The organism is Streptomyces sp. NBC_00075 (genome assembly GCF_045041225.1).
In the GTDB taxonomy this organism is placed as follows: Bacteria; Actinomycetota; Actinomycetes; order Streptomycetales; family Streptomycetaceae; genus Streptomyces; species Streptomyces adonidis.
In genome coordinates this window covers 11,313,217-11,334,434 of the sequence record NZ_CP108243.1, presented here as the reverse complement: position 1 = coordinate 11,334,434, position 21,218 = coordinate 11,313,217, and the positions used below count along the sequence as shown (strand labels likewise).

At 70.2% G+C, this 21,218-nt stretch carries 21 protein-coding genes; 6 read left to right on the top strand and 15 right to left on the bottom strand.

Going from position 1 to position 21,218, the window contains the following annotated elements:
- Nucleotides 1-4 precede the first annotated feature (4 nt).
- From OG787_RS49885 to fabG, 5 genes are read right to left on the bottom strand one after another with little or no spacing between them, the layout of a single operon-like run.
- Complete coding sequence (locus OG787_RS49885) at nt 5-799, bottom strand: SDR family NAD(P)-dependent oxidoreductase (RefSeq protein ID WP_405540097.1); 795 nt, start codon at nt 797-799, stop codon at nt 5-7.
- A 17-nt stretch (nt 800-816) separates the two neighbouring features.
- Nucleotides 817-2,025 (bottom strand): acetyl-CoA acetyltransferase, encoded by a 1,209-nt coding sequence (locus OG787_RS49880; protein ID WP_369031457.1) that lies wholly within the window; start codon nt 2,023-2,025, stop codon nt 817-819.
- Nucleotides 2,022-3,467, bottom strand: a complete 1,446-nt coding sequence (locus tag OG787_RS49875) for an OB-fold domain-containing protein (RefSeq protein ID WP_405540096.1) — start codon at nt 3,465-3,467, stop codon at nt 2,022-2,024. The genes OG787_RS49880 and OG787_RS49875 overlap by 4 nt, the downstream gene beginning before the upstream one ends.
- A gap of 1 nt (nt 3,468) precedes the next feature.
- On the bottom strand, nt 3,469-4,713 hold the full coding sequence (locus OG787_RS49870; RefSeq protein WP_369031455.1) for an acetyl-CoA C-acetyltransferase: 1,245 nt from the start codon (nt 4,711-4,713) through the stop codon (nt 3,469-3,471).
- 22 nt (nt 4,714-4,735) lie between these two features.
- Nucleotides 4,736-5,482, bottom strand: coding sequence for a 3-oxoacyl-ACP reductase FabG (fabG, locus tag OG787_RS49865; protein WP_405540094.1), 747 nt, complete (start codon nt 5,480-5,482; stop codon nt 4,736-4,738).
- A gap of 123 nt (nt 5,483-5,605) precedes the next feature.
- On the opposite strand from fabG, the gene OG787_RS49860 reads away from it, so the two are divergent.
- Nucleotides 5,606-6,823, top strand: a complete 1,218-nt coding sequence (locus OG787_RS49860) for an acyl-CoA dehydrogenase family protein (RefSeq protein ID WP_405540093.1) — start codon at nt 5,606-5,608, stop codon at nt 6,821-6,823.
- A 28-nt stretch (nt 6,824-6,851) separates the two neighbouring features.
- On the opposite strand, the gene OG787_RS49855 is transcribed toward OG787_RS49860, so the two are convergent.
- From OG787_RS49855 to OG787_RS49845, 3 genes are read right to left on the bottom strand one after another with little or no spacing between them, the layout of a single operon-like run.
- The gene (locus OG787_RS49855; protein ID WP_369031554.1) at nt 6,852-7,676 is read right to left on the bottom strand and encodes a carbohydrate ABC transporter permease; all 825 of its coding nucleotides are present in this window, start codon (nt 7,674-7,676) and stop codon (nt 6,852-6,854) included.
- 5 nt (nt 7,677-7,681) lie between these two features.
- Entirely contained in the window at nt 7,682-8,737 is a 1,056-nt protein-coding gene (locus tag OG787_RS49850) for an ABC transporter permease subunit (RefSeq protein WP_405540092.1), read from the bottom strand.
- Nucleotide 8,738: 1 nt separating this feature from the next.
- Nucleotides 8,739-10,016 (bottom strand): extracellular solute-binding protein, encoded by a 1,278-nt coding sequence (locus OG787_RS49845; RefSeq protein WP_405540090.1) that lies wholly within the window; start codon nt 10,014-10,016, stop codon nt 8,739-8,741.
- 362 nt (nt 10,017-10,378) lie between these two features.
- On the opposite strand from OG787_RS49845, the gene OG787_RS49840 reads away from it, so the two are divergent.
- Both OG787_RS49840 and OG787_RS49835 read left to right on the top strand, forming a co-directional pair.
- Nucleotides 10,379-11,131, top strand: coding sequence for a DeoR/GlpR family DNA-binding transcription regulator (locus OG787_RS49840; RefSeq protein ID WP_405540089.1), 753 nt, complete (start codon nt 10,379-10,381; stop codon nt 11,129-11,131).
- A complete protein-coding gene (locus OG787_RS49835) occupies nt 11,128-12,489 on the top strand; it encodes a 6-phospho-beta-glucosidase (RefSeq protein ID WP_405540088.1) in 1,362 nt (453 codons plus the stop codon). Before OG787_RS49840 ends, OG787_RS49835 begins: the two co-directional genes overlap by 4 nt.
- On the opposite strand, the gene OG787_RS49830 is transcribed toward OG787_RS49835, so the two are convergent.
- Entirely contained in the window at nt 12,474-13,055 is a 582-nt protein-coding gene (locus OG787_RS49830) for a DUF2889 domain-containing protein (protein ID WP_405540086.1), read from the bottom strand. The genes OG787_RS49835 and OG787_RS49830 overlap by 16 nt on opposite strands.
- Entirely contained in the window at nt 13,052-13,918 is an 867-nt protein-coding gene (locus OG787_RS49825) for an enoyl-CoA hydratase-related protein (protein WP_405540084.1), read from the bottom strand. Before OG787_RS49825 ends, OG787_RS49830 begins: the two co-directional genes overlap by 4 nt.
- Nucleotides 13,919-14,090: 172 nt before the next feature.
- Between OG787_RS49825 and OG787_RS49820 the strand changes: the two genes are divergently transcribed.
- The 3 genes from OG787_RS49820 to OG787_RS49810 all read left to right on the top strand — a co-directional run bounded on the left by OG787_RS49820 (nt 14,091) and on the right by OG787_RS49810 (nt 16,839).
- Nucleotides 14,091-14,894, top strand: coding sequence for a FadR/GntR family transcriptional regulator (locus OG787_RS49820; RefSeq protein ID WP_369031446.1), 804 nt, complete (start codon nt 14,091-14,093; stop codon nt 14,892-14,894).
- A gap of 115 nt (nt 14,895-15,009) precedes the next feature.
- Nucleotides 15,010-16,191 carry an amidohydrolase family protein gene (locus OG787_RS49815; protein WP_369031445.1) on the top strand — a complete coding sequence of 394 codons (1,182 nt, stop codon included), beginning with the start codon at nt 15,010-15,012 and terminating at the stop codon, nt 16,189-16,191.
- Between the two features lie 120 nt (nt 16,192-16,311).
- Nucleotides 16,312-16,839, top strand: a complete 528-nt coding sequence (locus OG787_RS49810) for a hypothetical protein (RefSeq protein ID WP_369031444.1) — start codon at nt 16,312-16,314, stop codon at nt 16,837-16,839.
- 34 nt (nt 16,840-16,873) lie between these two features.
- Here OG787_RS49810 and OG787_RS49805 read toward each other — a convergent pair whose 3' ends face one another.
- Genes OG787_RS49805 through OG787_RS49785 form a run of 5 tightly spaced genes read right to left on the bottom strand, consistent with a single transcriptional unit; the run spans nt 16,874 to nt 21,218 of the window.
- The gene (locus OG787_RS49805) at nt 16,874-17,980 is read right to left on the bottom strand and encodes a serine hydrolase domain-containing protein (RefSeq protein WP_405540082.1); all 1,107 of its coding nucleotides are present in this window, start codon (nt 17,978-17,980) and stop codon (nt 16,874-16,876) included.
- Entirely contained in the window at nt 17,973-19,436 is a 1,464-nt protein-coding gene (locus tag OG787_RS49800; protein WP_405540081.1) for a class I adenylate-forming enzyme family protein, read from the bottom strand. The genes OG787_RS49805 and OG787_RS49800 overlap by 8 nt, the downstream gene beginning before the upstream one ends.
- 5 nt (nt 19,437-19,441) lie before the next feature.
- Nucleotides 19,442-19,864 carry a MaoC family dehydratase gene (locus tag OG787_RS49795; protein ID WP_369031441.1) on the bottom strand — a complete coding sequence of 141 codons (423 nt, stop codon included), beginning with the start codon at nt 19,862-19,864 and terminating at the stop codon, nt 19,442-19,444.
- On the bottom strand, nt 19,861-20,316 hold the full coding sequence (locus tag OG787_RS49790) for a MaoC family dehydratase N-terminal domain-containing protein (RefSeq protein ID WP_405540080.1): 456 nt from the start codon (nt 20,314-20,316) through the stop codon (nt 19,861-19,863). Before OG787_RS49790 ends, OG787_RS49795 begins: the two co-directional genes overlap by 4 nt.
- A gap of 41 nt (nt 20,317-20,357) precedes the next feature.
- A complete protein-coding gene (locus OG787_RS49785) occupies nt 20,358-21,218 on the bottom strand; it encodes an enoyl-CoA hydratase-related protein (protein WP_405540078.1) in 861 nt (286 codons plus the stop codon).

Below are 21,218 nucleotides of genomic sequence, written 5' to 3'. Positions count from 1 at the left end.
AGCGTCAGGCGTCGCGCAGGTCCGCGACGTACGGCTGGTGGGACAGCAGTCCGCCGTCCACGCGCAGGGTGTGGCCGGTGATGAAGGCGGACTCGTCGGAGGCGAGGAAGACGACCGCCGAGGCGACGTCCTCCGGGCGCCCCAGGCGCGGGGTGAGGTGGTGGCGCAGCATCGCCTCCCTGATGGCCCCGTGCGCCGAGCCGGAGCTGGAGGGCGTGACGATGAAGCCGGGCGCGATGGCGTTGCAGCGCACGCCCTGTTTGCCGTACTGGGTGGCGACGTACTGCGTGAGGTTGATGAGGGCGGCCTTGGAGGCGCCGTACGCCGGGTTGCGCAGATCGCCCGCGAGGCCGGCGCCGGACGAGGTGTTGATGATCGAGCCGCCGCCCCGGGCGATCATGTGCGGGACGGCGGCCTGGACGGCGACCATCGTCCCGCGCAGGTTGATGCGCATCGTGTCGTCCCAGACGGTGGGGTCGGCGTCGACGACGGCGAGGTCCAGGCGGGCGGCCAGGTGGGTGGCTGCCGCATTGTTGTGCAGGACGTCGAGGCCGCCGTACGTCTCGACGGCCGTGGCCACCATGGCCCGTACGCTCTCCACGTCACCGAGGTCGACGGGGACCGCGGTCGCGGAACCGCCGGCGGCGCGGATCTCCTCCGTCACCGTCTTGGCGCCGTCGAGGTTCAGGTCGGCGACGACCGTGTGCGCGCCCTCGGCGGCCAGGCGTCGTGCGGTGGCGGCGCCGATGCCGGACGCGGCTCCCGTGACGACGGCGATTTTCCCTTCGAGTCGTCCCATGTCCCGAACCGCCTTTCCTAGTCGGTGAGTTGACTACCGACGACCGATACGAACGAGACGCATTCGCCGGGTCCGCCGCCGAGGTTGTGCGTGAGGGCGAGCGAGCGGCCCTCCGCCACGGACGCGACCGTCCGCTCGGGCGGGGCCTCGCCGCGCAGTTGGAGCCAGGCCTCGAACATCATGCGCAGGCCGGAGGCGCCGATGGGGTGGCCGAAGGCCTTCAGGCCGCCGTCCGGGTTGACCGGCAGCGAGCCGTCCAGGTCGAACGCCCCGCTGGTCACGTCCTTCCACGCCTGGCCGCGCTCGGAGAAGCCCAGGTCCTCCATCAGCACCAACTCCGTTGGTGTGAAGCAGTCGTGGACCTCGGCGAGGGCGAGTTCGGCGCGCGGGTCGGTGATGCCGGCCTGGCGGTAGGCCTCCTGGGCGGAGGCGACGACCTCGGGGAAGGTGGTGAAGTCGTAGGACGGGTCGAGGAGACCGTCCGCCGGGCCCGCGACGAAGGACAGCGCCTTCACGAAGATCGGTTTGTCGGTGTACTTGTAGGCGTCCTCGGCGCGTACGACGATCGCCGCCGCCGAGCCGTCCGAGACGCCGGAGCAGTCGAACACGCCGAGCATGCCCGCGACGATCGGGGCCGACCGGATGCGCTCTGGCGAAACCTCTTTGCGGAACTGGGCGCGGGGATTGCGGGCACCGTTGACGTGGTTCTTCCAGGCGATGCGGGTGATGACGTCCTTCATCTCGTCGTCGTCCAGGCCGTACTTGGCGGCGTAGGCGGGAGCGAGGAGGGAGAAGTTGGCGGGGGCTGTGATCTCGCCCCGGCTGTCGTCGCCCGCGCCCGGGATGGCGGTCCCGGACAGCCCGGACATGCCCGAGTCCTTGAGTTTCTCCACGCCGACCGCCATGGCCATGTCGTACGCACCGGAGGCGACGGCGTAACAGGCGTTGCGCAGGGCCTCGGAGCCGGTCGCGCACATGTTCTCGACACGCGTGACCGGCTTGTTGGGCAGACGGAGGGCCCGGCTCAGGGTCAGTCCGGACACGCCGGAGGCCTGAGTGCCGAACCAGAACGCGTCGATGTCGTCGAGGGTGACACCGGCCGAGGTGACCGCCTCGCCGACGGCGTCGATCAGCAGGTCGTCCGCCGAGCGGGTCCAGTGCTCGCCGAAGGGCGTGCAGCCCATGCCGACGATCGCGACGCGGTCCCGGATTCCGTGCGAGCTCATCGGCCTGTCTCCTCGTCGTGGATGTCGTCGATCCGCACCGGCCGGGCCTTCCAGAAGTAGTTGTGGACACCGGACGCCGTGACCGTGCGCCGGAACGTCATCTCCACCCGGGCGCCGATGACAGCGTCGGCCTCGGTGGCGTCGGTGAGCTGGCAGCGGAACCGGCCGCCGCCGTCGTAGTCGACGACCACGACGAGCATCGGCGGGCTCGGGGTGGCGGCCAGCCGGTCCACGGTGAACGTGGCGACCGTGCCGCGTACGTGCTCCATCGGCTCGTCGGTCATGGCGTCGACGCTCCGGCAGGAGACGCACACCCGGTCCGGCGGCAGATGCCGGGTGCCGCACTTCTCGCACCGGGAGGCCACGAAGCCGTACTTCCAGGCGGTACGGCGGTGGGCGGGCGGTGCGTAGGGCGGTTCGGGGTCCGGGCGGCGGGGTGGTTCGCGGTCGAGGAGGCCGCGCCAGGTGAGGTAGGTGGCGTACGGGATCGGGGCGCTGCCCACCGCGACCTGGGCGGCGACCGGGCGAGGGCTGCGGTGGGCCGGGAGCGCGTCGGTGGTGCGCAGGAGGAGGACTCCGGCGCCGTCGCCGAGGACGACGAGGGCGATGACCTCGCCGGGGCGGGCGCGGTCGAGGACGTCGGCGAGGAGCAGCCCTGGCTGGGCGGTACCGGCGTTGCCGATCGCCGCGGCGAGGTCCGGGGTCGCCGCCTCGGGCCGTACGCCCGCTGTCCGTCGTACCGCCGCGCACGCGCGCGCGTGCAGGCCCGCGACGACGAAGTGGTCGATCGCGCCGATGTCGAGGGCCGCGTGGTCGAGGGCGGCGGTGAGCGCCTTGTCGGCCAGGGAGGTGTAGATCTCCTCGGCGAAGCGCTCCTCCCAGACACGGGAGGTGGGTGCTCCGGGCAGGCGCCAGCGGTCGAGGAGTTCGTCACTGACCGTGTCGTGGGCGAGCAGTTCCGCGATGACGGGGGCGCCGTTGCGGTGCCCGCCGAACATGAACGCCGCCGCCCCGTCGCCGCCCGCTGCCTCGTCCGCGCCGCCGGGCAGTCCCGTACGCAGGTCGGACAGCACCGCCAGGGTGGGGACCGGGGAGCGGGCGGCGGTGACCAGCGCGCCGAGGCCGGAGCGGACCGAGCCGGCCATGTCTGCGGCGAGGACGTGCTCGTCGAGGCCGAGCGCCGCGTGAACGGCGGTCGCGTTCGTCTTGTCGAGGTAGGCGGGCGCGGCGGTGGCGAGGAAGAGCTGGCCGATGCGGGCGCGCAGCCCGTCGCGGGCCAGGGCGACACGGGACGCCTCGACGGCCAGGGAGGTGGTGTCCTCGTCGTAGCCCGCGACCGCGCGGGTGCCCTTGCCCGCTCCGGTGCCGAGGACGGCGGCCACGTCCGCGCGGGCGAGGCGGTGGTACGGCACATAGGCGCCGTAGGCGATCAGTCCGGCCATGTCAGCGTCCTCCTGGAGCGTCGTTGCGGGGCCGTTCGAAGACCGCGGCGAGGCCCTGGCCGCCGCCGAGGCACATGGTCTCCAGGCCGTATCGGGCCTGGCGGCGGTCGAGTTCACGCAGCAGCGTGGCGAGGATGCGGCCGCCGGTGGCGCCCACGGGGTGGCCCAGCGAGATGCCGGAGCCGTTGACGTTGAACCGCTCGAAGTCGGTCCCGGTCAGGCCCCATTCGCGGGTGCAGGCCAGGACCTGGGCGGCGAAGGCCTCGTTGAGTTCGATCAGGTCGATGTCGGCGAGCTTCAGCCCGGCCCGTTCCAGGGCCCGGGCGGTGGCGGGCACCGGGCCGATGCCCATCGTCTCGGGCGGTACGCCGACGACGGCCCAGGAGACCAGGCGGGCGAGTGGGCGCAGGCCGAGTTCGGCGGCGCGCTCGGGGTGGGTGACGATGCAGAGCGCGGCGCCGTCGTTCTGCCCGCTGGCGTTGCCCGCCGTGACGGTCGCGTCCGGGTCCTGGCGGCCGAGGACGGGTCGTAGCTTGGCCAGCTTCTCCAACGAGGAGTCGGGGCGCGGGTGTTCGTCGGTGTCGACGACGGTCTCGCCCTTCCGCGTCCGTACCGTGACCGGCACGATCTCGTGGGCGAACCGGCCCTCCCGCTGGGCCGCGAGGGCCTTCTCGTGCGAGCGCAGGGCGAGCCGGTCCTGTTCCTCGCGGGGGATGGCGTACTCGCGGCGCAGGTTCTCGGCGGTCTCCAACATGCCCCCGGGGACCGGGTGGTTGACGCCCCCGGACGTGACCCGGCCGCGCGCCAGCCGGTCGTGGAGCGTGGTTCCCGCGCCTCGTACTCCCCAGCGGACGTCGGTCGTGTAGAACTCGGCCTGGCTCATGGACTCCACTCCCCCGGCCAGGACGAGGTCGCTCGAGCCGGTCTGCACCTGCATCGCCGCGGTGATGATCGCCTGGAGTCCGGAGCCGCAGCGGCGGTCGATCTGGAGACCGGGCACCTCCACGGGCAGTCCGGCGTCCAGGGCGGCCACGCGGCCGATGGCGGGGGCCTCGCCGTTGGGATAGCACTGGCCCAGGAGGATGTCGTCGACGGCGGCGGGCGGAATACCGGTGCGGTCGAGGACGGCGCGTACGACCGTGGCGGCCAGCTCGGTCGCCGTCACATCGCGGAAGACGCCTCCGTAGCCACCGACAGGTGTACGCACGGGTTCGCAGATCACCGCGTCACGCAGAAGGGCGGGCATCAGGCATGCCTTTCGTGAGTGGTCACATGTACCGGCCGCCGGTGACCTCGACCACGGCTCCGGTGACATAGCCGGCCAGGTCGGAGGCGAGGAACAGGACGACCTGGGCGACCTCGGCGGGTTCGCCCGCGCGGCCCAGGGGGATCTCCGCGAGCTTGGCGTCCCAGGCGGCCGGGGGCATCGCCTCGGTCATGGCGGTGCGGATCAGGCCGGGCTGTACGGCGTTGACACGGATGCCCGCCTTCGCCAGCTCCTTGGCGGAGGCCTTGGTGAGGCCGACGAGGCCGGCCTTGGCGGCGCTGTAGTTCGTCTGGCCGAAGTTGCCGACCTTGCCGGCGATGGAGGAGATGTTGACGATGCTGCCGCCCTGTCCGTGCGCGCGCATGGCCTCGGCGGCGAAGCGGGTGCCGTTCCAGGCGCCGGTGAGGTGGACGTCGACGACGGCACGGAAGTCGGTGACGGCCATCTTGCGCAGGGTCGCGTCCCGGGTGATCCCGGCGTTGTTGACCATGACGCCGACCGGTCCGAAGGTGTCGGCGCAGTGGGCGACCAGGGCGGCGACCTCGTCCTCGTCGGTGACGTCGCAGCGCAGCGAGGTGGCGGGAACGCCGTTCTTGGCGAGGCGTTCGGCGGCCTCCGCTGCGGCGTCCTCGTTGATGTCGCCGAGGACGACCGACGCGCCCTCGCCGCCGAGGACTTCGGCGATCGTGAAGCCGATGCCCTGTGCACCGCCGGTGATCACCACGTGCCTGCCGTCCAGCAGTCCCATGTCAGCCCGCCCCTGGCTCGACGTCATCCCTCGCCATTTCTCTTAAATAGATAACCTATTATGCTGAAACAATCAATACAGCGATCAGCTGTGCGAGCGGGGCCGGACGAGGAGAGAAGCCAGGTGGACATCAGCTATCCCCCGGAGACCGAGGCGTTCCGCACCGAGGTCAGGGCGTTCCTCGCCGAGACACTGCCGCCGGGCTGGAAGGGCATCGGCGCCCTGGACGAGGAGGAGGCCTGGGCCTTCGCCCGGGACTGGCGCCGGCTGCTCGCCGAGCGCCGCTACCTCTCCCTCACCTGGCCCGAGGAGTACGGCGGACGCGGCCTCTCCAAGCTCCACCAGGTCGTCCTGATGGAGGAGCTGGCCCTGGCCGGGGTGCCGTTCGGGCTGCCGCAGGACACCTTCGGCGTGAAGATGCTGGCCAACACGCTGCTGCGGTGGGGCACGGAGCAGCAGAAAGCGCGCTTCCTCCCCCGCATCCTCGGCGGCGAGGACACCTGGTGCCAGGGGTACTCGGAGCCGGACGCGGGTTCCGACCTGGCATCGCTGAGGACACGCGCCGTGCGGGACGGCGACGAGTGGGTGATCGACGGTCAGAAGGTGTGGACGTCCGGCGCCCACCACAGCGACTGGATCTTCGTCCTGGCCCGCACCGACCAGGACGCGTCCCGGCACCGGGGCATCTCCTTCCTCCTCGTCCCGCTCGACCAGCCCGGGATCGAGGTGCGGCCGTTCCGCATGATGAGCGGACAGCTGCATTTCAACGAGGTCTTCTTCAACGGCGCCCGCACCCGCGCCGACCTGGTCGTCGGCGGCGTCGACAACGGCTGGACCGTCGCGCAGAGCCTGCTGGGCGTGGAGCGCGGCGAGGAGGCGGCGACGAACCCCCTCCTCTTCAAGGCGGAGGTCGAACGGCTCGTCGAGCTGGCCCGGCTGTACGGCAAGGACCAGGACCCCGTCGTCCGGCAGCGCATCGCCTGGTGCTGGTCCAAGGTCGAGATCATGCGCTACCTCGGCTACCGGATCCTCACCGGCTGGCTCAAGGGCGCCGATCCCGGCCCCGAGTCGTCGATCGCCAAGCTGTACTGGAGCGAGTACCACACCGAGGTCACCGACCTGGCGATGGACATCATGGGCCTGCACGGCCAGGTTCCGGTCGGCCGTCAGCCCCTGCGGACCTACCGCGCCGACGACCCGGGCGCCGCGAACTCCTCGGCGTCCTGGTCGACGACGTACCTCATCGCCCGCTCGGGCACGATCTACGCGGGGACCTCCCAGGTGCAGCGGAACATCCTCGCGGAGAAGGTGCTGGGGCTGCCGCGCGAGCCCAGAGCCTGATCACCTGCTGCAAAACACGCCGGCCGCGTCAGCGCAGGGCCCCCTTGGTGGCATCGGCGATGAACCCCCGCGCGAAGAACGTGAACACCAGCACCAGCGGGATCACCGACAGCAGCACCCCGGCCATCACCATGCTGTAGTCGGTGGAGTGACCGGCGTACAACTGGGCCAGCGCCACCTGGAGGGTGAGCTTGTCCGGGTTGACCAGCATCACCAACGGCAGGATGTAGTCGTTCCAGGCGGCGATGAAAGTGTAGATGCCGAGGAACGCCAGGGCCGGGCGGACGCAGGGCAGTACGACGTGCCAGTACAGGCGGAAGAATCCGGCGCCCTCCATCCGGGCGGCGTCCAGCAGTTCGTCGGGGACGCTGGTGGTGGTGTACTGGCGCATCCAGAAGATGCCGAACGCGTTGGCGGCGGCCGGCACGATCAGCGCCTTGAGGGTGCCCAGCCAGCCCAGCTGCACCATGATCTCGTACTGGGGGATGATCGCCAGCTGGGTCGGCAGCAGGTACATCGACAGCAGCAGGCCGAAGAAGAACTTCTTGCCGGGGAAGTCGTACTTGGCGAAGGCGAACGCGGCCAGCGAGTCGAAGAACAGCACCAGGACCGTCGTACAGACCGCGACGATCATCGTGTTGGACAGTGCTCCGAAGAAGTCCATCCGGTCGAACAGGTGCTGGATGTTGGTCAGGAGGTTGCCGCCGAACCACAGCTTCGGCGGGTAGCTGTAGATGTCCTGCGAGGTGTTCGTCGCCATGACGACGATCCAGTAGAACGGGAACACCGAGATGACCACGCCGAGCATCAGGATCACGTGGACGCTCAGACCCCGGACGCGCTTGCGGTTCATGCCGTTCACGGCCGTCGCTCCTTTCGCTGCACCAGACGCCAGTTGACGAGGACGATGAGCAGGATCAGCAGGAAGAAGGCCCAGACGATGGCGGCGGCGTAGCCGAAGTCGTTGTTGTCGAAGGCCTGGTGGTAGAAGTACAGCAACGTGGTCAGACCGGCCTGGCCCGGTCCGCCGGAGTTGGGGTTGGTGGCCGCCTCGCTGCCGAAGAGCACCTGTGGTTCGGTGAAGCTCTGGAGTCCGGTGACGGTGGAGACCACCACGGTGAACAGGATGATGGGCCGCAGCAGCGGGATGGTGATGGAGAAGAAGATCCGCACCGGGCCGGCCCCGTCCATCCGGGCGGCCTCGTACAGCTCCGAGGGAATCGCCTGGAGGCCGGCCAGATAGATGATCGCGTTGTAGCCGGTCCACTGCCAGGTCATCAGCGCGGCGATCACCAGCTTGATCGTCCACTCGTTGCTCATCCAGGGCACGGCCGAGACGTGCACCGACTTGAGGATGGCGTTGATCAGGCCGAAGTTGTTGCTGAAGACCGCGCCGAAGAAGATCGCGATGGCCACCAGCGAGGTGATGCTGGGGATGAACAGGGCGACCCGGTAGAAGGCCGTGAAGCGCTTGGTGGAGTTCACCAGCACCGCGAGCACCAGCGCCAGGAAGAGCATCGGGACGGTCGACAGCACCCAGATGACCAGGGTGTTGCGGACGGACATCCAGAAGATCGGGTCGTCCCACAGGAAGCGGAACTGCTGGAACCCGACGAACTGCATGTCCCCGATGCCGTCCCACTTCTGGAACGCCAGATACACGGTGTAGAGCACCGGGAAGAGCATGAAGACGGAGAAGATCAGGTAGTACGGCGAGATGGCCACGTACTGCGGCCAGTGCCTGGCGACCCGCCGACGGGGCCCGCGCGGGGCCCCGGCCGACACCGGACGGATCCGTGGGGCGCGCCGCCCCGGACCGCGTGAACGGTCCGGGGACGGCTGCCCGGTGGGGCCGCTGTCGGATCCGGAGGTCGGTCCGGTGGGTGCCGGGCCGGCTACCGGGGTTGACGACATGTCACTTCACTCCCTGACGCTCGGCGATCTGCTTGGCCTGGCTGACCGCGTCCTTCCATGCCTCGTCGGGGTCCTTGCCCTTGGCCTCGATGCTGGTCAGCTCGCTGTAGAAGGGCGCGGAGACCGCGGCGTCGGCCGGCGCCTCGTAGGCGGAGGGGATCTTCTCGGCCGCCGGACCGAAGATCTCGATGGTCTTCTGGCCGCCGAAGAAGGCGTCGCCGCCGGTCAGGGCAGGCAGTTTGTACGCGGCCGGGGCGGTCGGGAACAGGGCCGCGTCGGTGAAGCCGCGGGCCTGGTTCTCCGGGCTGAGGATCCAGCTGATGATCTTGAAGGCTTCCTCGGGGTTGCCGCTGGTCGCCGGGATCGCCAGGAAGGACCCGCCGAGGTTGGACGGCCCGCCGGGCAGGCTCGCCACCCGCCACTTGCCCTTGGTGCCCGGAGCCGCGTTGCTGATGTCCAGCGCGTGCCAGGCGGCGCCGATCTCGGTGCCCAGGGCGCCGTTGCTGATGGCCGCGTTCCAGGTGTTGTCGTTGATCTTGGCGTCGATGCCGAGCGTGTAGGGCTTCACGGCGGTGGTCCAGGCGGTGCGGATGTGGTCCTGGTCGCCGATGAACTTGTTGTCCTCGTCGATGAACCGCTGGGTGCCCTGGCCGACCATCATCGAGAAGACCGAGCCGATGTTGTTGATCAGGAAGGTCTTGGGGACGGCCTTGTGCAGCTCGACGCCGGCCGCGAAGTAGTCGTCCCAGGTGGCCAGTTGGGCGGAGACCTTGGCGGGGTCGGTGGGCAGTCCGGCCTGCGCGAAGAGATCCTCTCGGTAGAAGGTGGCGCAGGGGCCGATGTCGATCGGGAAGCCGATGAGCTTGCCGTCCTGGGTGGTGGCCTGCTTGAGCTTCCACGCCAGGTAGTCCGGGACCAGCTTGTCCGCGCCGACGGTCTTCAGGTCGATGAACCGGTCGGCGTTCGGCAGGAAGGAGGCGATGTCCTCGCCCTTGATGCCGGTGATGTCCGGGGCGGCCTGCGCCGAGCGCAGACCGGTGAGCAGCTTGGTCTTGAAGTCGCCGCCGACCACGGACGTCTTGAGGGTGATGTCGGAGAAGTGCGTCTTGGCGTCCGCGACGACCTTGTCGCTCAGGCCCCCCGACCAGTACCAGAGGGCCAGGTCCTTGCTGTCCTTGCTGCCGCTCGATCCTGAGCCGCCACCGCACGCGGCGGTGGCGCCGGCCGCGGCGGCCGTCAGTACGGCGGCTTGGAGGAATCGTCTGCGGGAAAGGTCCACGGTCTTCTCCTAGATTTCGGCGGGTTCGGATGTCCGGCATGTCCGACAGGACGTGTGGGTCTGGTGCCGTGGCGTGGGGACGCGGCGGGAGGGCCGGGTGGCTGAAGAGCATCGGCGTGGGTGGGCAACCCTTCAGCCACCCGGGGTGTGTGTCCTGGTCCTCTCAGACGGTGCCGAGGCGTCCGTGACGGCGGAATATGCCGTTCATCCGCTTCGGCCGACCGGAGTGGGGTCCGGACCTGGCTCCGAATTACGCAAGAGAGTGCACCCGGTGCGCGGGTTTGACAAGGGTCAAGCAGATATCGAGACATTCATGCGCGACTTTGCTTGAGTTTGGAGCGTTCGCGAGTATGGTCTGCCGCATGCTCCCTGACCGAAGACATCAGCTGATCCTGCGCGCCCTGCGCACGGACGGGCCCACGTCGGTGGTCGCCCTGGCCGAGAAGGTCGGGGCGAGTGAGGCCACGATCCGGCGCGACCTCGCACAACTGGAGGACGAGGGCCTCCTCAAGAGGGTCTACGGCGGTGCCGCCCCCGTCGTGGGCGAGGACGATCCGTTCGCCGACGTGGCCGGCATCCGGGTCGAGGCGAAGGACGCCCTGGCGGCCTGGTGCGCAAACCTCGTCAGGGACGGCGAGACCGTGCTGCTCGACATTGGCACCACCGCGCACCGGGTGGCCCGCCAGCTGCACGGTCGGTCCCTGACCGTGATCACCAGCAACCTGGCCGTCTACGAGGAACTCCAGGACGACAAGGACGTCCAGCTGATCCTGCTGGGCGGTGTGGTGCGGCGCGACTACCGCTCCCTGGTCGGTTTCCTCACCGAGGACAACCTGCGCCAAGTGCACGCCGACCGGCTGTTCCTCGGCACCAGCGGAGTCCGCCCCGACGGACAGGTGCTGGACACGACCGCCGTCGAAGTGCCCGTCAAACGGGCGATGATCGCCGCCAGCGCCCAGGTCGTCCTGGTCGCGGACGCCGGAAAGTTCCCCGGCACCGGGATGGCCCGGGTGTGCGGTCCGGAGGAACTCGACGTCGTGGTGACCAACGGGCCGGGCGACGAGAAGACCTGCAATCGGCTGCGTGAGGCGGGAGTTGAGGTGGTCGAAGTATGAGACTCACGATCCTGGGCGGCGGGGGCTTCCGCGTCCCGCTGGTCTACCGGGCGCTGCTCGGCGACCGCGGCGAGGGGCGCGTCACCGACGTGACCCTGTACGACCTGGACGCCTCCCGGCTCTCGACGATCCGCAGGGTCCTCGCCGACCAGGCGGCCGGCCACCCCGACCCGCCGACGGTCACCGCCACCACCGACCTCGACGAGGCGATCACCGGGGCGGACTTCGTGTTCTCCGCGATCCGCGTCGGCGGGCTCGCGGGCCGGGCGGCGGACGAGCGCATCGCCCTGGCGGAAGGCGTCCTGGGCCAGGAGACCGTCGGCGCGGGCGGTATCTCCTTCGGGCTGCGCACGGTTCCGGTGGCGGTCGCGATCGCCCGCCGTATCGCCGCGCTGGCGCCCGATGCCTGGGTCATCAACTTCACCAATCCCGCGGGGCTGGTCACCGAGGCGATGACCGCACACCTGGGTGACCGGGTGATCGGGATCTGCGACTCCCCGGTGGGCCTGGGCCGCCGCGTGGCCGGGGCGCTCGGCGTCGATCCGGCGCGCGTCAGCCTGGACTACGTGGGTCTGAACCACCTGGGCTGGCTGCGCGGCCTGTACGCCGACGGCCGGGACCTGCTGCCGTCACTGTTCGAGGACGAGGCCGCGCTGACCTCTTTCGAGGAGGGCAAACTCTTCGGCGCCGACCTGCTGCGCACGCTCGGCGCGCTGCCCAACGAGTATCTGCACTACTACTACTTCAGCCGCGAGTCGGTGCGCTCGGCCGGAGCCGCCGAGCAGACCCGGGGCGCCTTCCTCCACTCCCAGCAGCAGCGTTTCTACGACGAACTGGGCACCGCCGACGCCTCCCGACCGACGCCCCGCACGGCCTGGAACGCCTGGGACGCCACCCGCCTGGAGCGCGAGGTCACCTACATGGCGGAGAACCGCGACGCCGTCGGCATGGGCGACCGCGACTCCTGCGACCTGGAGTCCGGCGGCTACGAGCAGGTGGCCCTCGCCCTCATGCGGGCCATCGCCCGGGACGAGCGGGCGTCGCTCATCCTCAACGTCCGCAACCGCGGCCGGATCCCCGTCCTCGACGACGACGCGGTCATCGAGGTCCCCTGCCATGTGGACGGCAACGGCGCCCGCCCCGTCGCCGGAGCCGCGCTGCCCGAGCACGGCACGGGTCTGGTGTGCTCGGTCAAGGCCGTCGAGCGCGCGGTGATCCGGGCGGCCACCACCAGCGATCGCGCACACGCCGTCAAGGCCCTGACGATCCATCCCCTGATCGACTCGTACGCCGTCGCCAAACGCCTGCTGGACGCGTACCAGGGGCACTTCCCCGAGCTGGCCTACCTGGGCCGCTGACGCTCGAAGGTCTCGACCGGCGGGACCGGACGCGGCCCGTTCCCCGGGCGCCAGCCCGCGTCGAGCTTGCGCAGACCCACCCCGTCGGGCGCCCAGATGTGGCAGCTGTCGAGCACACCGGCGGTGGGACTCGGACCGACGGAGGGGTCACCGACGTCACGGCGCCGTACGTAGGCGGACAGGGACGCCTGGACGACCGCGGGGCCGAGCACGCGAGCGAGTTCGTACAGGTGGGTGCACCCGGAGACACCCCGGAACCGCTCCTGGATCGCCCGGTTGTACCCGGCGGCGATGCCGAGCCCGACGAGACCGTCGAACACCGTCGTGATGCGCGGGCACTCGGCGTGCGGAAAGCTCCGCATGTCCGCTTCGGCGGCCACGATCACCATGTCCGCGAGGCGGACACGCACGGCCAGCACCATCCGGTGCACGACGGCGGCCGACGGCTCGGCCCACGGCCGCTCGTCGCGCAGCTCCGCCTCGACCGAGATCTCATCCCCGCCATCCTCCGCGTAGGCGGTGACGGCGACGGTACGGCGGTGCAGCGGGAGCTCGGCGCGGGTCATGCCGAGGTCTCCGCCGGCTCCGAAGTCTCCGCCGACTCTGCCCCGTCCTCGCCCGGTTCCGGCACGGCCTCCACCAGCCCCGCGAACTCCGGCTGCCGGCGCTCGATGAAGCTGCGTACGCCCTCGCGGTAGTCCAGGGCGCGCTTCGCCGTGGCCAGGAGGGCGGCCGCCCGGTCGCGGCTCTCGGTGAAGGTCCTGGCCTGGTCGTCGACGAGCTGTCGCTTGATGAGGGACATCGCGTACGGGCTGGCCGTGCGGGCCAGTTCGGTCGCGTACGCGAGCGCCGCCGGGAGCAGGTCATCCGGCTCGGCCAGATAGTTGACCAGGCCCATCGCCAGGGCCTCCGTGCCGGTGATCCGGCGCGAGGAGAGCAGCAGATCGGCGGCGTTGCCGTAGCCGACCAGCCGGGGCAGGATCCAGGACACGCCGTCCTCGGCCACCAGGCCGCGCGCACTGAAGGCGGCGGCGAACTTGGCCTGCGGCACGGCGAAGCGGACGTCGCACATCAGCGCCTGGTTGAACCCGATGCCCGCGCAGGCGCCGTTGATCGCCGCGACGACGGGCTTGGGGAAGGACATGGGACGGGTGCGCGGCGGCAGCTGGTCCGTCGGCCACGGGCGGGCACCGGACGACGCTCCGTCGAGCACGCTCATGTCCATCCCCGGACAGAAACCGCGCCCGGCGCCGGTGAGCACCACGGCCCGTACCCCTGGATCCTGCTCCGCCCGGTCGAACAGCTCGTTGTAGAGCAGCTCCATCTCCAGCGTCCAGGCGTTGTGCCGCTCGGGCCGGTTCAGGGTGAGGAGCATGACCCCGTCGGCGGTGAGTTCGGTGAGGATCACCGGGGTCGGATTCTCGGTCATCGAGGTCTCTCCAACCAGCTTAATAGGTAGACGAATCACCTGTATACCAGAAGTCTCGCCGAGTCCGGTCACGGGAAGATCCACCCGACCCTTGACCTGGTACCCTCGATGCACTAAGACGATTCATTTTGCTATATCCCGAACCCTGCATCCCGAACAAGGAGCGCCCATCGTGGCCGAGGCAGCCCGCGCAGCAGAAACGGCGGCCGTGCCCGCCCCGGCCCGTACCCGCGTCGGACGTCAGGTGCGGGTCCCGAAGACCGCCGAACTGGTCGCCGCGCACCTGCGCCGCCAGATCGTCCGGGGCGAGCTGAACCCCGGCGACGCGCTGCCGCCGGAGTCGGGCCTGATGGAGCAGTTCGGCATCTCGCGGCCGACCCTGCGCGAGGCGTTCCGTGTGTTGGAGTCGGAGTCCCTGATCACTGTGCGGCGCGGCGCCCACGGCGGCGCCCGCGTGAGCGCGCCGGACTCGGACGTCGCCGCCCGCTACGCCGGTCTGATCCTGGAGTACCGCGGCGCCACCCTGGGCGACATCTACCGCGCGGCGGCCCTCATCGAGCCGCCCTGCGCCCGCCAGCTGGCCGTCAAGCACACGCCGGAGGACATCAAGCGGCTGCGTGACGCGGTGGCGAACGAGAAGGCCGCGCTCGACGACCCGCTCTCCCTGGTCGAGGCGCAGGACGCCTTCCACGCCCTGCTGGTCGAACTCACCGGCAACCAGACCCTGATCCTGCTGTGCGGCATGCTCCGCAACATCATCGACCGGGCCAACGCCTCGTACACGGCCGCCGCCACCGACGCCGAGGCCCAGAAGACCCAGGCCCTCAAGGGGCACCGGGCGCATGTGCGGCTGGTCGGTCTGATCGAGTCCGGCAAGGCGGACGAGGCCGAGAAGCTCTGGCAGCGGCACATCTCCAGCGCCGACGACGTGGTCAACGCCGCCGGACCCAAGACGGTCCTCGAACTCATCGACTGACCCGGCCCCGGATCACGTCCGCGGCATCATTCCGGACTCCCCCTTGCCTCCTGGAAACAGTTAGATAATTATAGGAGGCGTACTGAATAGATCCTGGGGTCCGGAGGCGACGGCCATGGCCGAACAGCGCAAGCGCATCTTCGACTGCGACCAGCACATGTACGAGGAGCGGGACTCCTTCACCCGCTACCTTCCGAAGGAGTTCCTCGGTGCGGCGGTCGCACCGGTGACGCTGCCGGACGGGCGAGAGGTGATCCTCGCCGGTGACCGGATCGTCGTATGCCTGGAGCCGGAGTTCGGGCAGGTCTACCGTCCCGGCTCGCTGAAGGAGATGCTCAAGGCGATGGCCTCGGGCAATCCGGAGGAGACCTACCAGTTCGAGCCGATGCACGAGTCGTACCAGAACCGCGAGGCCCGGCTGCGGGTCATGGACGAGCAGGGCCTGGACCAGACGATCATGTATCCGGGCGGCTGGGCCCTGGTCGCCGAGGAGTACGTGAAGGGCGTCGAGCCGCTCTACGCCAACTACCACTCGTTCAACCGCTACATGAACGAGGTGTGGGGCTTCAACCACCAAGACCGCATCTACGCCCCCGCGCTGCTCTCGCTCCGCGATCTGCCCAGCGCCGTCAAGGAGTTGGAGTACGTCCTGGAGCAGGGCGCCCGCTTCATCCTGCTGCCCACGGGGCCGGTGTACGGCCGTTCACCGGGCGACCCGTACTTCGACCCGTTCTGGAAACTGGTCAACGAGGCCAAGGCGAGCGTCTGCTACCACATCAGCGAGTTCTACTACAACTCGCAGGTGGCGCCCTCCTGGGGCTTCGACCCTCACCCGATCCACTTCCGGATGTCGGCCTGGCAGTGGCAGAACACCTACGGCCAGCGTCCCATCGAGGAGACGCTGTCCGCGCTGATCTTCGACAACCTCTTCGGCCGGTTCCCCGACATCAACGTCCTGGTGTCCGAGTTCGGCGCCGAGTGGGTGCCGCACTTCGTGCGCCACATGGACAAGAGCCGGGGCATGGGCCGCAACGGCCCCTGGATCGGCGGGCAGTTGGACGAGCGGCCCAGCCAGGTCTTCCGCAAGCACATCCGCGTGGTGCCCTACCCGGAGGACGACACCGTGGCCCTGGTCAAGCGCCTCGGCTACCACGAGTCCATCGTGATGGGCTCAGACTTCCCGCACGCGGAAGGCCTGGCCAACCCGGCCGACTTCCGCAAACTGATCTCGGAGCTGGACGAGTCCGTCCAGGACGACATCATGTACAACAACGCTCAGCAGCTGATCAGCCGCTGAGCGTCGCAGTCCGGTCGAACAGCCCGGTACCGGTATCGGTACCGGGCTCGGCCATTTCCCACCTGGGCGCTCTGGCACGCCAGGCCGCCCCACGATCTAATCGTGGCTGTGGATGGGAGCGTGGCAGCCGTCATCGGCGCGGCAGTCGGGGCGGTGGGGGGACTTGGCGGCGGTTGGCTCTCGGTGATGGCACAGTCCCGGCACCATCGTGAGCAACGGCGTGCCGAGCGTGAGCGTTGGCGCGATGAGATGAGGCGCGATGCGTACACCGCCTTCTTGGCGGCTACGCGTCAACTGAACGCGGCGTTGTGGAAGGCCGCCGACCAACTGTCCGCGCGGGCCGCCACGCCGGCCGAATGGCAGGCGGCCCTGTCGGAGACGCACGATGCCTGGGCCCGGTTCAGTACGGCTTCGTCCGCGGTGGCCGTGGTGGGCCCGGCGGCGGCGGCCGTGACTGCGGCCGACTTGCACCGGGCCATGCGAGAGTGGGAAATGATCGGCGTCAAATGGATACGCGCGGCGATCAGAGACGGCGAGCCGCACGTGGACGACCATCGCTCTCGATTCGCGGCGACTGCCAGTGCCAAGCAGATCCCCCTGGCGTCCTTTCAACAGGCCGCCCGTGAAGCGCTCCAGACCGAGCACTGAACCCGCGGTAGTTCAGGAACACCCGGGGAGAAGCTCAGTCCGTCAGGTCCGCCGCGAGGTTCGCGATGTCCGACAACAGGGCGGTCCCGCGCGGGGAGTGGTCGTAGCCGGCGAGCGGGTAGCCGTTGCTCAGGCAGGCGAAGGACAGGCCCGACTCCGGGTCCATGAAGCCGAGTTGGTAGGCGGCTCCGGCGCTGCCGAAGAGCGCGGGCGATCCGGTGGACGGCAGGTTGCTGCCCGCGTCGGGGCCGGCCACGGTGACGAACAGGCCCATGCTGGTACGGCGGTTGCCGCCACCGCCGTAGATCTGTTCGCCGTACGGGTGCTCCGTGAATCGGATCCGGGTGCCCTCCGCGACCGCGCCCGGCTTCCACAGCCCCGAGTGCTCCAGCGCCTGGAAGTACAGCGCGACATCGGCAGCGGTGGCGACCAGGGCGTGGCTGGGCTCGCCGGCCGCGAGCACGCACGGGTCGGACAGGTACCAGGGGCCCCAGGGGTCGGCCTCCTGGTCGTCGCTCGTGCGGTCGGTGACGAGCATCGGGGCGACGGTGCCGGGCTGGCGGTCGACCGGCACCCCGAGTTCGATCGACGACAGGCCGAGCGGCCCGGCGACCTTCTCGTGCAGATAGTCGGCCAAGGTCAGCCCCGTGCGCCGCTCGACGATCTCGGCGATCAGCCACGCGGCCGAGGTGAGGTGGTACTGGAAACGGGTGCCCGGCGGGTAGTCCAGCCGCCAGCGGCCGAAGGCGGCCAGGCGCTGTTCGCGGTCCAGCATCTTCGGATACCCGAGGGGCGCGAAGGGGAAGCCCGCGGTGTGGGTGAGCACCTGCTCGACAGTCACCGTCTCCTTCTCGTTCGGTGCGAACTCCGGGATGATCGCGGCGACTTGCTCGTCCACGGCCAGGAGCCCCTCACCGATCAGCTTCCACACGACGCCCGCGACGATCGACCGTCCGACGGACTGCAACACGTACCGGGTGTCGGGGCTCGCGTCACCGTAGGTCTCGAAGGCCAGCAGCCGGCCGCCCCGGGCGACGGCGACCTGCGCGGACGGCAGGGGGCCGTGTTCGACCTCCCGGCGGATCCGGCGCAGGAGCGTGTCGAGTCGCCGCGGGTCCAACTCGCCGGTGTGATCAGGCACTTGTTCCTCCTTCGGACGGCTCGCGCAGCCGACGGCGTACGACCTTGCCGTTGGCGTTGCGCGGCAGATCGTCCACGAACCACCAGCGGACGGGGACCTTGAACCCGGACAGCCGGGCGCGGGTGTAGTGCCGGAGGGACTCCGGCCGGGGCGGGTCGTCGGGGTCGGCCGGCACGACGAAAGCGACGACGGTCTGCCCGAGCCGCTCGTCGGGCACGCCGGTGACCGCCACGTCCGCCACGCCGGGGTGGGCCGCGAGGAGCGTCTCGACCTCCAGGGGGTGGACGTTCTCACCGCCCCGGATGATCATGTCGGTGCCCCGGCCGTAGAGATAGAGGTAACCGTCCTCGGCCACGCGCCCCAGGTCGCCGCTGTGCAGCCAGCCTTCGGCGTCGATGCGGAAGAAATGGTCGGCGCGGCCGTGGATCTCACCGATGCCGTCCGAGCCCGCGCCGTGGACCCTGACCTCGACGCCGGGAGCGGGCCGGCCCACCGACCGCAGCAGCTCGGTGCGTCCGGCGACCGCCTCCCGGTGGTCCTCGGGTGTGAGCACGCTGATCGGCGAGCCCTCGGTCTGCCCGAACATGTTGAGCATGCGGACACCGGGCATCGCCTCGTAGGTCCGGCGCAGGGTGCCGGGGCGGACGGGCGCGCCGCCGTACTGGAGGGTCCGCAGCGTCCCGTGCCGTGCCTCGCCCGCCGCCAGCAGGGTCTCCAGCATCGCCGGGACCATGCTGGTGTGGGTGGTTCCCAGGTCCCGCAGCAGGGTCCAGCCCTCGACGGTGAACCGGGGCAGGCCGGTGATCAGGGCTCCGGCGGCGAGGGCGACGGCGATGTTGCCGAGGCCGGCGATGTGATGGAAGGGCGCGCTGCCGCCGTAGAAGCTGTCGGGACCGAGGCCACAGAGCCGTCCGTTGACGCGGGCGCGGGCGGCCAGACGTCGTTGGGTCATGGGGACCGGTTTGGGCAGGCCGGTGGTTCCGGAGGTGTGCAGGACGGCTGCGAGTTCGTCGGGGGTGCCCGTCAACTCCCGTGCGCTGGTGCGCAGTTCGGGGACAACAGCGACCCGTCGGCCGGACAGTTCGGCCACCTGTCCGCCGAGGGTGGCGAACTCGGGCTGTGCCAGGAGGACTTGGGAGTCGGTGGCCTTGACGACCGCCGCGAGTTCGTACGGGGTCATGCGGACGCCGAGCGGTGCGAGCGGATGTCCGGAACCGGCGCCGCCGATCACCAGGGCGAGCGCGTCGGCGGAGGTGGCGGCCAACGCCGGTACGGGCGTGCCCGGTTCGAGGCCGAGGGTGTCCAGCCAGTAGGCCGCGCCGGCGGCCCGGTCGAGGAGTTCGCGTCCGGTCCAGGTCAGGTCGCCGAAGCGGACGGCGGGGCGGGCATGGTCGTAGGCGCGGCTCACCATGGCGGTCCAGGTGGCCGCCTGTCCGGTCTCCTGCACGCCGCCCATCGGCTTCACCGCTCCAGGCGGGCCGCCGCGGTGCCGGTGACCACCTCGGCGCCGTCCTGGTTGAGGGTGCGCAGGGAGAAGTGCGCGACCGGGCCGGACGCCGTCTCCTCGATCGACTCGACGGTGGCCGTGGCGGTGAGGGTGTCGCCGGGCCAGACCTGGGCCTTGAACCGCACACCGAAGCGCAGCAGCGACTCCGCGCCGACCCAGTCGGTCAGAATCCGGCCGGTCATGCCCATCGTCAGCATGCCGTGGGCGAAGACCCCGGGGTATCCGGCGGCGTCGACGGCGAACCTCTCGTCGGTGTGCAACGGGTTGAAGTCTCCGGAAGCGCCCGCGTACTGCACGATCCGGGTGCGCTTGAGGTCGTCGACGAGGACGCTCGTGCGGGTCTCGCCGACCTTGATGTCGTCCGGGCTCAGGCTCATCGGGCGTCCTCCTTACGGGTGGCGGGGCCCTCGGGCACGACGGCGACCGTCTTGGCGCTGACGACCGGCTCGCCGTCCGCGTCCCGGTACTCGGTGATGCGCTCGCTGAAGAGCAGCCGACCGCTGCGCCCCTGCTTCTCCCAGCTGCGTCCGAGGGTGAAGTGGGCGTACAGGGTCTCGCCGGCGCGCACCGGGCGGTGGTACTCGAAGTGCTGCTCGGCGTGCAGCCCGCCGCCGCCCTCGGCCATCACCCCGGGCCCCGCACCGGACCCGAACCACTCCTCACCGGGCTTGGGCCGCAGGTGGTAGTCGGGGTCGTGATGGGCACCGGCCATGGTGAAGGTGGGCGGCGCGAGCGCGGACTCGCCGTCGTACGCCGGGTTCTCGTCGCCGATGGCGCGGGCGAACATCATGATGTGCCCGGCCTCGACCGGGAACGGCTGCCCTGTCATGGTCGCGTACTCCTACTCATCGGTGAGCTCGGTCAGTTCGGTCAGTACGGCAGGAACGCGTCGCGGGTGGCCTCGTCCGGGTCGAAGTCCGGCGGGAGTCCCTCGAACTTCGGCTCCCGTTTCTCCACGAAGCTCGCCACGCCCTCGCGGAAGTCCGGCGAGCCCGCGAAGAACTCCATCGCGGAGTAGGAGCGGGCGAGGGCGTCGGTGAAGGTGCGGTCGAGATCGCCGTAGACCTGGTGGCGTACGACGGCCATGGCGCGCGGGGAGCAGTTGCGGGCGATGTCCCGGGCGTAGGCGCGGGCGGAGTCGAGCAGGTCCTCGGGTTCCACGACACGGCTGACCAGGCCGAGGGCCTTGGCCTCGTCGGCGTCGAAGACCCGGCCGGACAGCAGCAGGTCGAGGGCGTTCTCCAGGCCGACGACGCGTGGCAGGACGTACGGCAGGTTGTACTCGCCGGCCAGGCCGCGTCGGGTGAAGGCGGTGGTGAAGCGGGCCCCTCGGGCGGCGAAGCGGATGTCGCAGATCAGCGCCTGGACCAGGCCGATGCCCGCGCAGGCGCCGTTGACGGCGGCGATGAGCGGCTTCGGCATGTCGCGTCTGCTGTACATGGGGACGCGGGCGTGGAGGTTGAGCGACTGACCGGGTTGGGCGTTCTGTTCCAGGCGCTGGACGTCCATGCCGGGGCAGAAGGCCCTGCCCGCGCCCGTGACGATCACGGCACGGACGGCCGGGTCGTGCGCGGCCTCGTCGAGGAGCGCGAAGAAGCGGCGCTCCATGGGGAGGCTCCACGCGTTCTTGCGCTCGGGCCGGTTGAGGGTGACGGTGGCGACGCCGTCCTCGTCGACCTCGTACAGCACCAGGTCCAGGTCGTGCGGCGAGGTCATGGGCTCCTCGGGCAT

Bases quoted from the DNA above. Each gene is read 5' to 3' on its own strand.
- OG787_RS49800 (WP_405540081.1), bottom strand. From the start codon at position 19,436: ATGGGCGGCGTGCAGGAGACCGGACAGGCGGCCACCTGGACCGCCATG.
- OG787_RS49795 (WP_369031441.1), bottom strand. From the start codon at position 19,864: ATGAGCCTGAGCCCGGACGACATCAAGGTCGGCGAGACCCGCACGAGC.
- OG787_RS49880 (WP_369031457.1), bottom strand. From the start codon at position 2,025: ATGAGCTCGCACGGAATCCGGGACCGCGTCGCGATCGTCGGCATGGGC.
- OG787_RS49885 (WP_405540097.1), bottom strand. From the start codon at position 799: ATGGGACGACTCGAAGGGAAAATCGCCGTCGTCACGGGAGCCGCGTCC.
- OG787_RS49855 (WP_369031554.1), bottom strand. From the start codon at position 7,676: ATGAACCGCAAGCGCGTCCGGGGTCTGAGCGTCCACGTGATCCTGATG.
- OG787_RS49790 (WP_405540080.1), bottom strand. From the start codon at position 20,316: ATGACAGGGCAGCCGTTCCCGGTCGAGGCCGGGCACATCATGATGTTC.
- OG787_RS49785 (WP_405540078.1), bottom strand. From the start codon at position 21,218: ATGCCCGAGGAGCCCATGACCTCGCCGCACGACCTGGACCTGGTGCTG.
- OG787_RS49825 (WP_405540084.1), bottom strand. From the start codon at position 13,918: ATGACCGAGAATCCGACCCCGGTGATCCTCACCGAACTCACCGCCGAC.
- OG787_RS49835 (WP_405540088.1), top strand. From the start codon at position 11,128: ATGAGACTCACGATCCTGGGCGGCGGGGGCTTCCGCGTCCCGCTGGTC.
- OG787_RS49830 (WP_405540086.1), bottom strand. From the start codon at position 13,055: ATGACCCGCGCCGAGCTCCCGCTGCACCGCCGTACCGTCGCCGTCACC.
- fabG (WP_405540094.1), bottom strand. From the start codon at position 5,482: ATGGGACTGCTGGACGGCAGGCACGTGGTGATCACCGGCGGTGCACAG.
- OG787_RS49850 (WP_405540092.1), bottom strand. From the start codon at position 8,737: ATGTCGTCAACCCCGGTAGCCGGCCCGGCACCCACCGGACCGACCTCC.
- OG787_RS49875 (WP_405540096.1), bottom strand. From the start codon at position 3,467: ATGGCCGGACTGATCGCCTACGGCGCCTATGTGCCGTACCACCGCCTC.
- OG787_RS49840 (WP_405540089.1), top strand. From the start codon at position 10,379: ATGCTCCCTGACCGAAGACATCAGCTGATCCTGCGCGCCCTGCGCACG.
- OG787_RS49870 (WP_369031455.1), bottom strand. From the start codon at position 4,713: ATGCCCGCCCTTCTGCGTGACGCGGTGATCTGCGAACCCGTGCGTACA.
- OG787_RS49815 (WP_369031445.1), top strand. From the start codon at position 15,010: ATGGCCGAACAGCGCAAGCGCATCTTCGACTGCGACCAGCACATGTAC.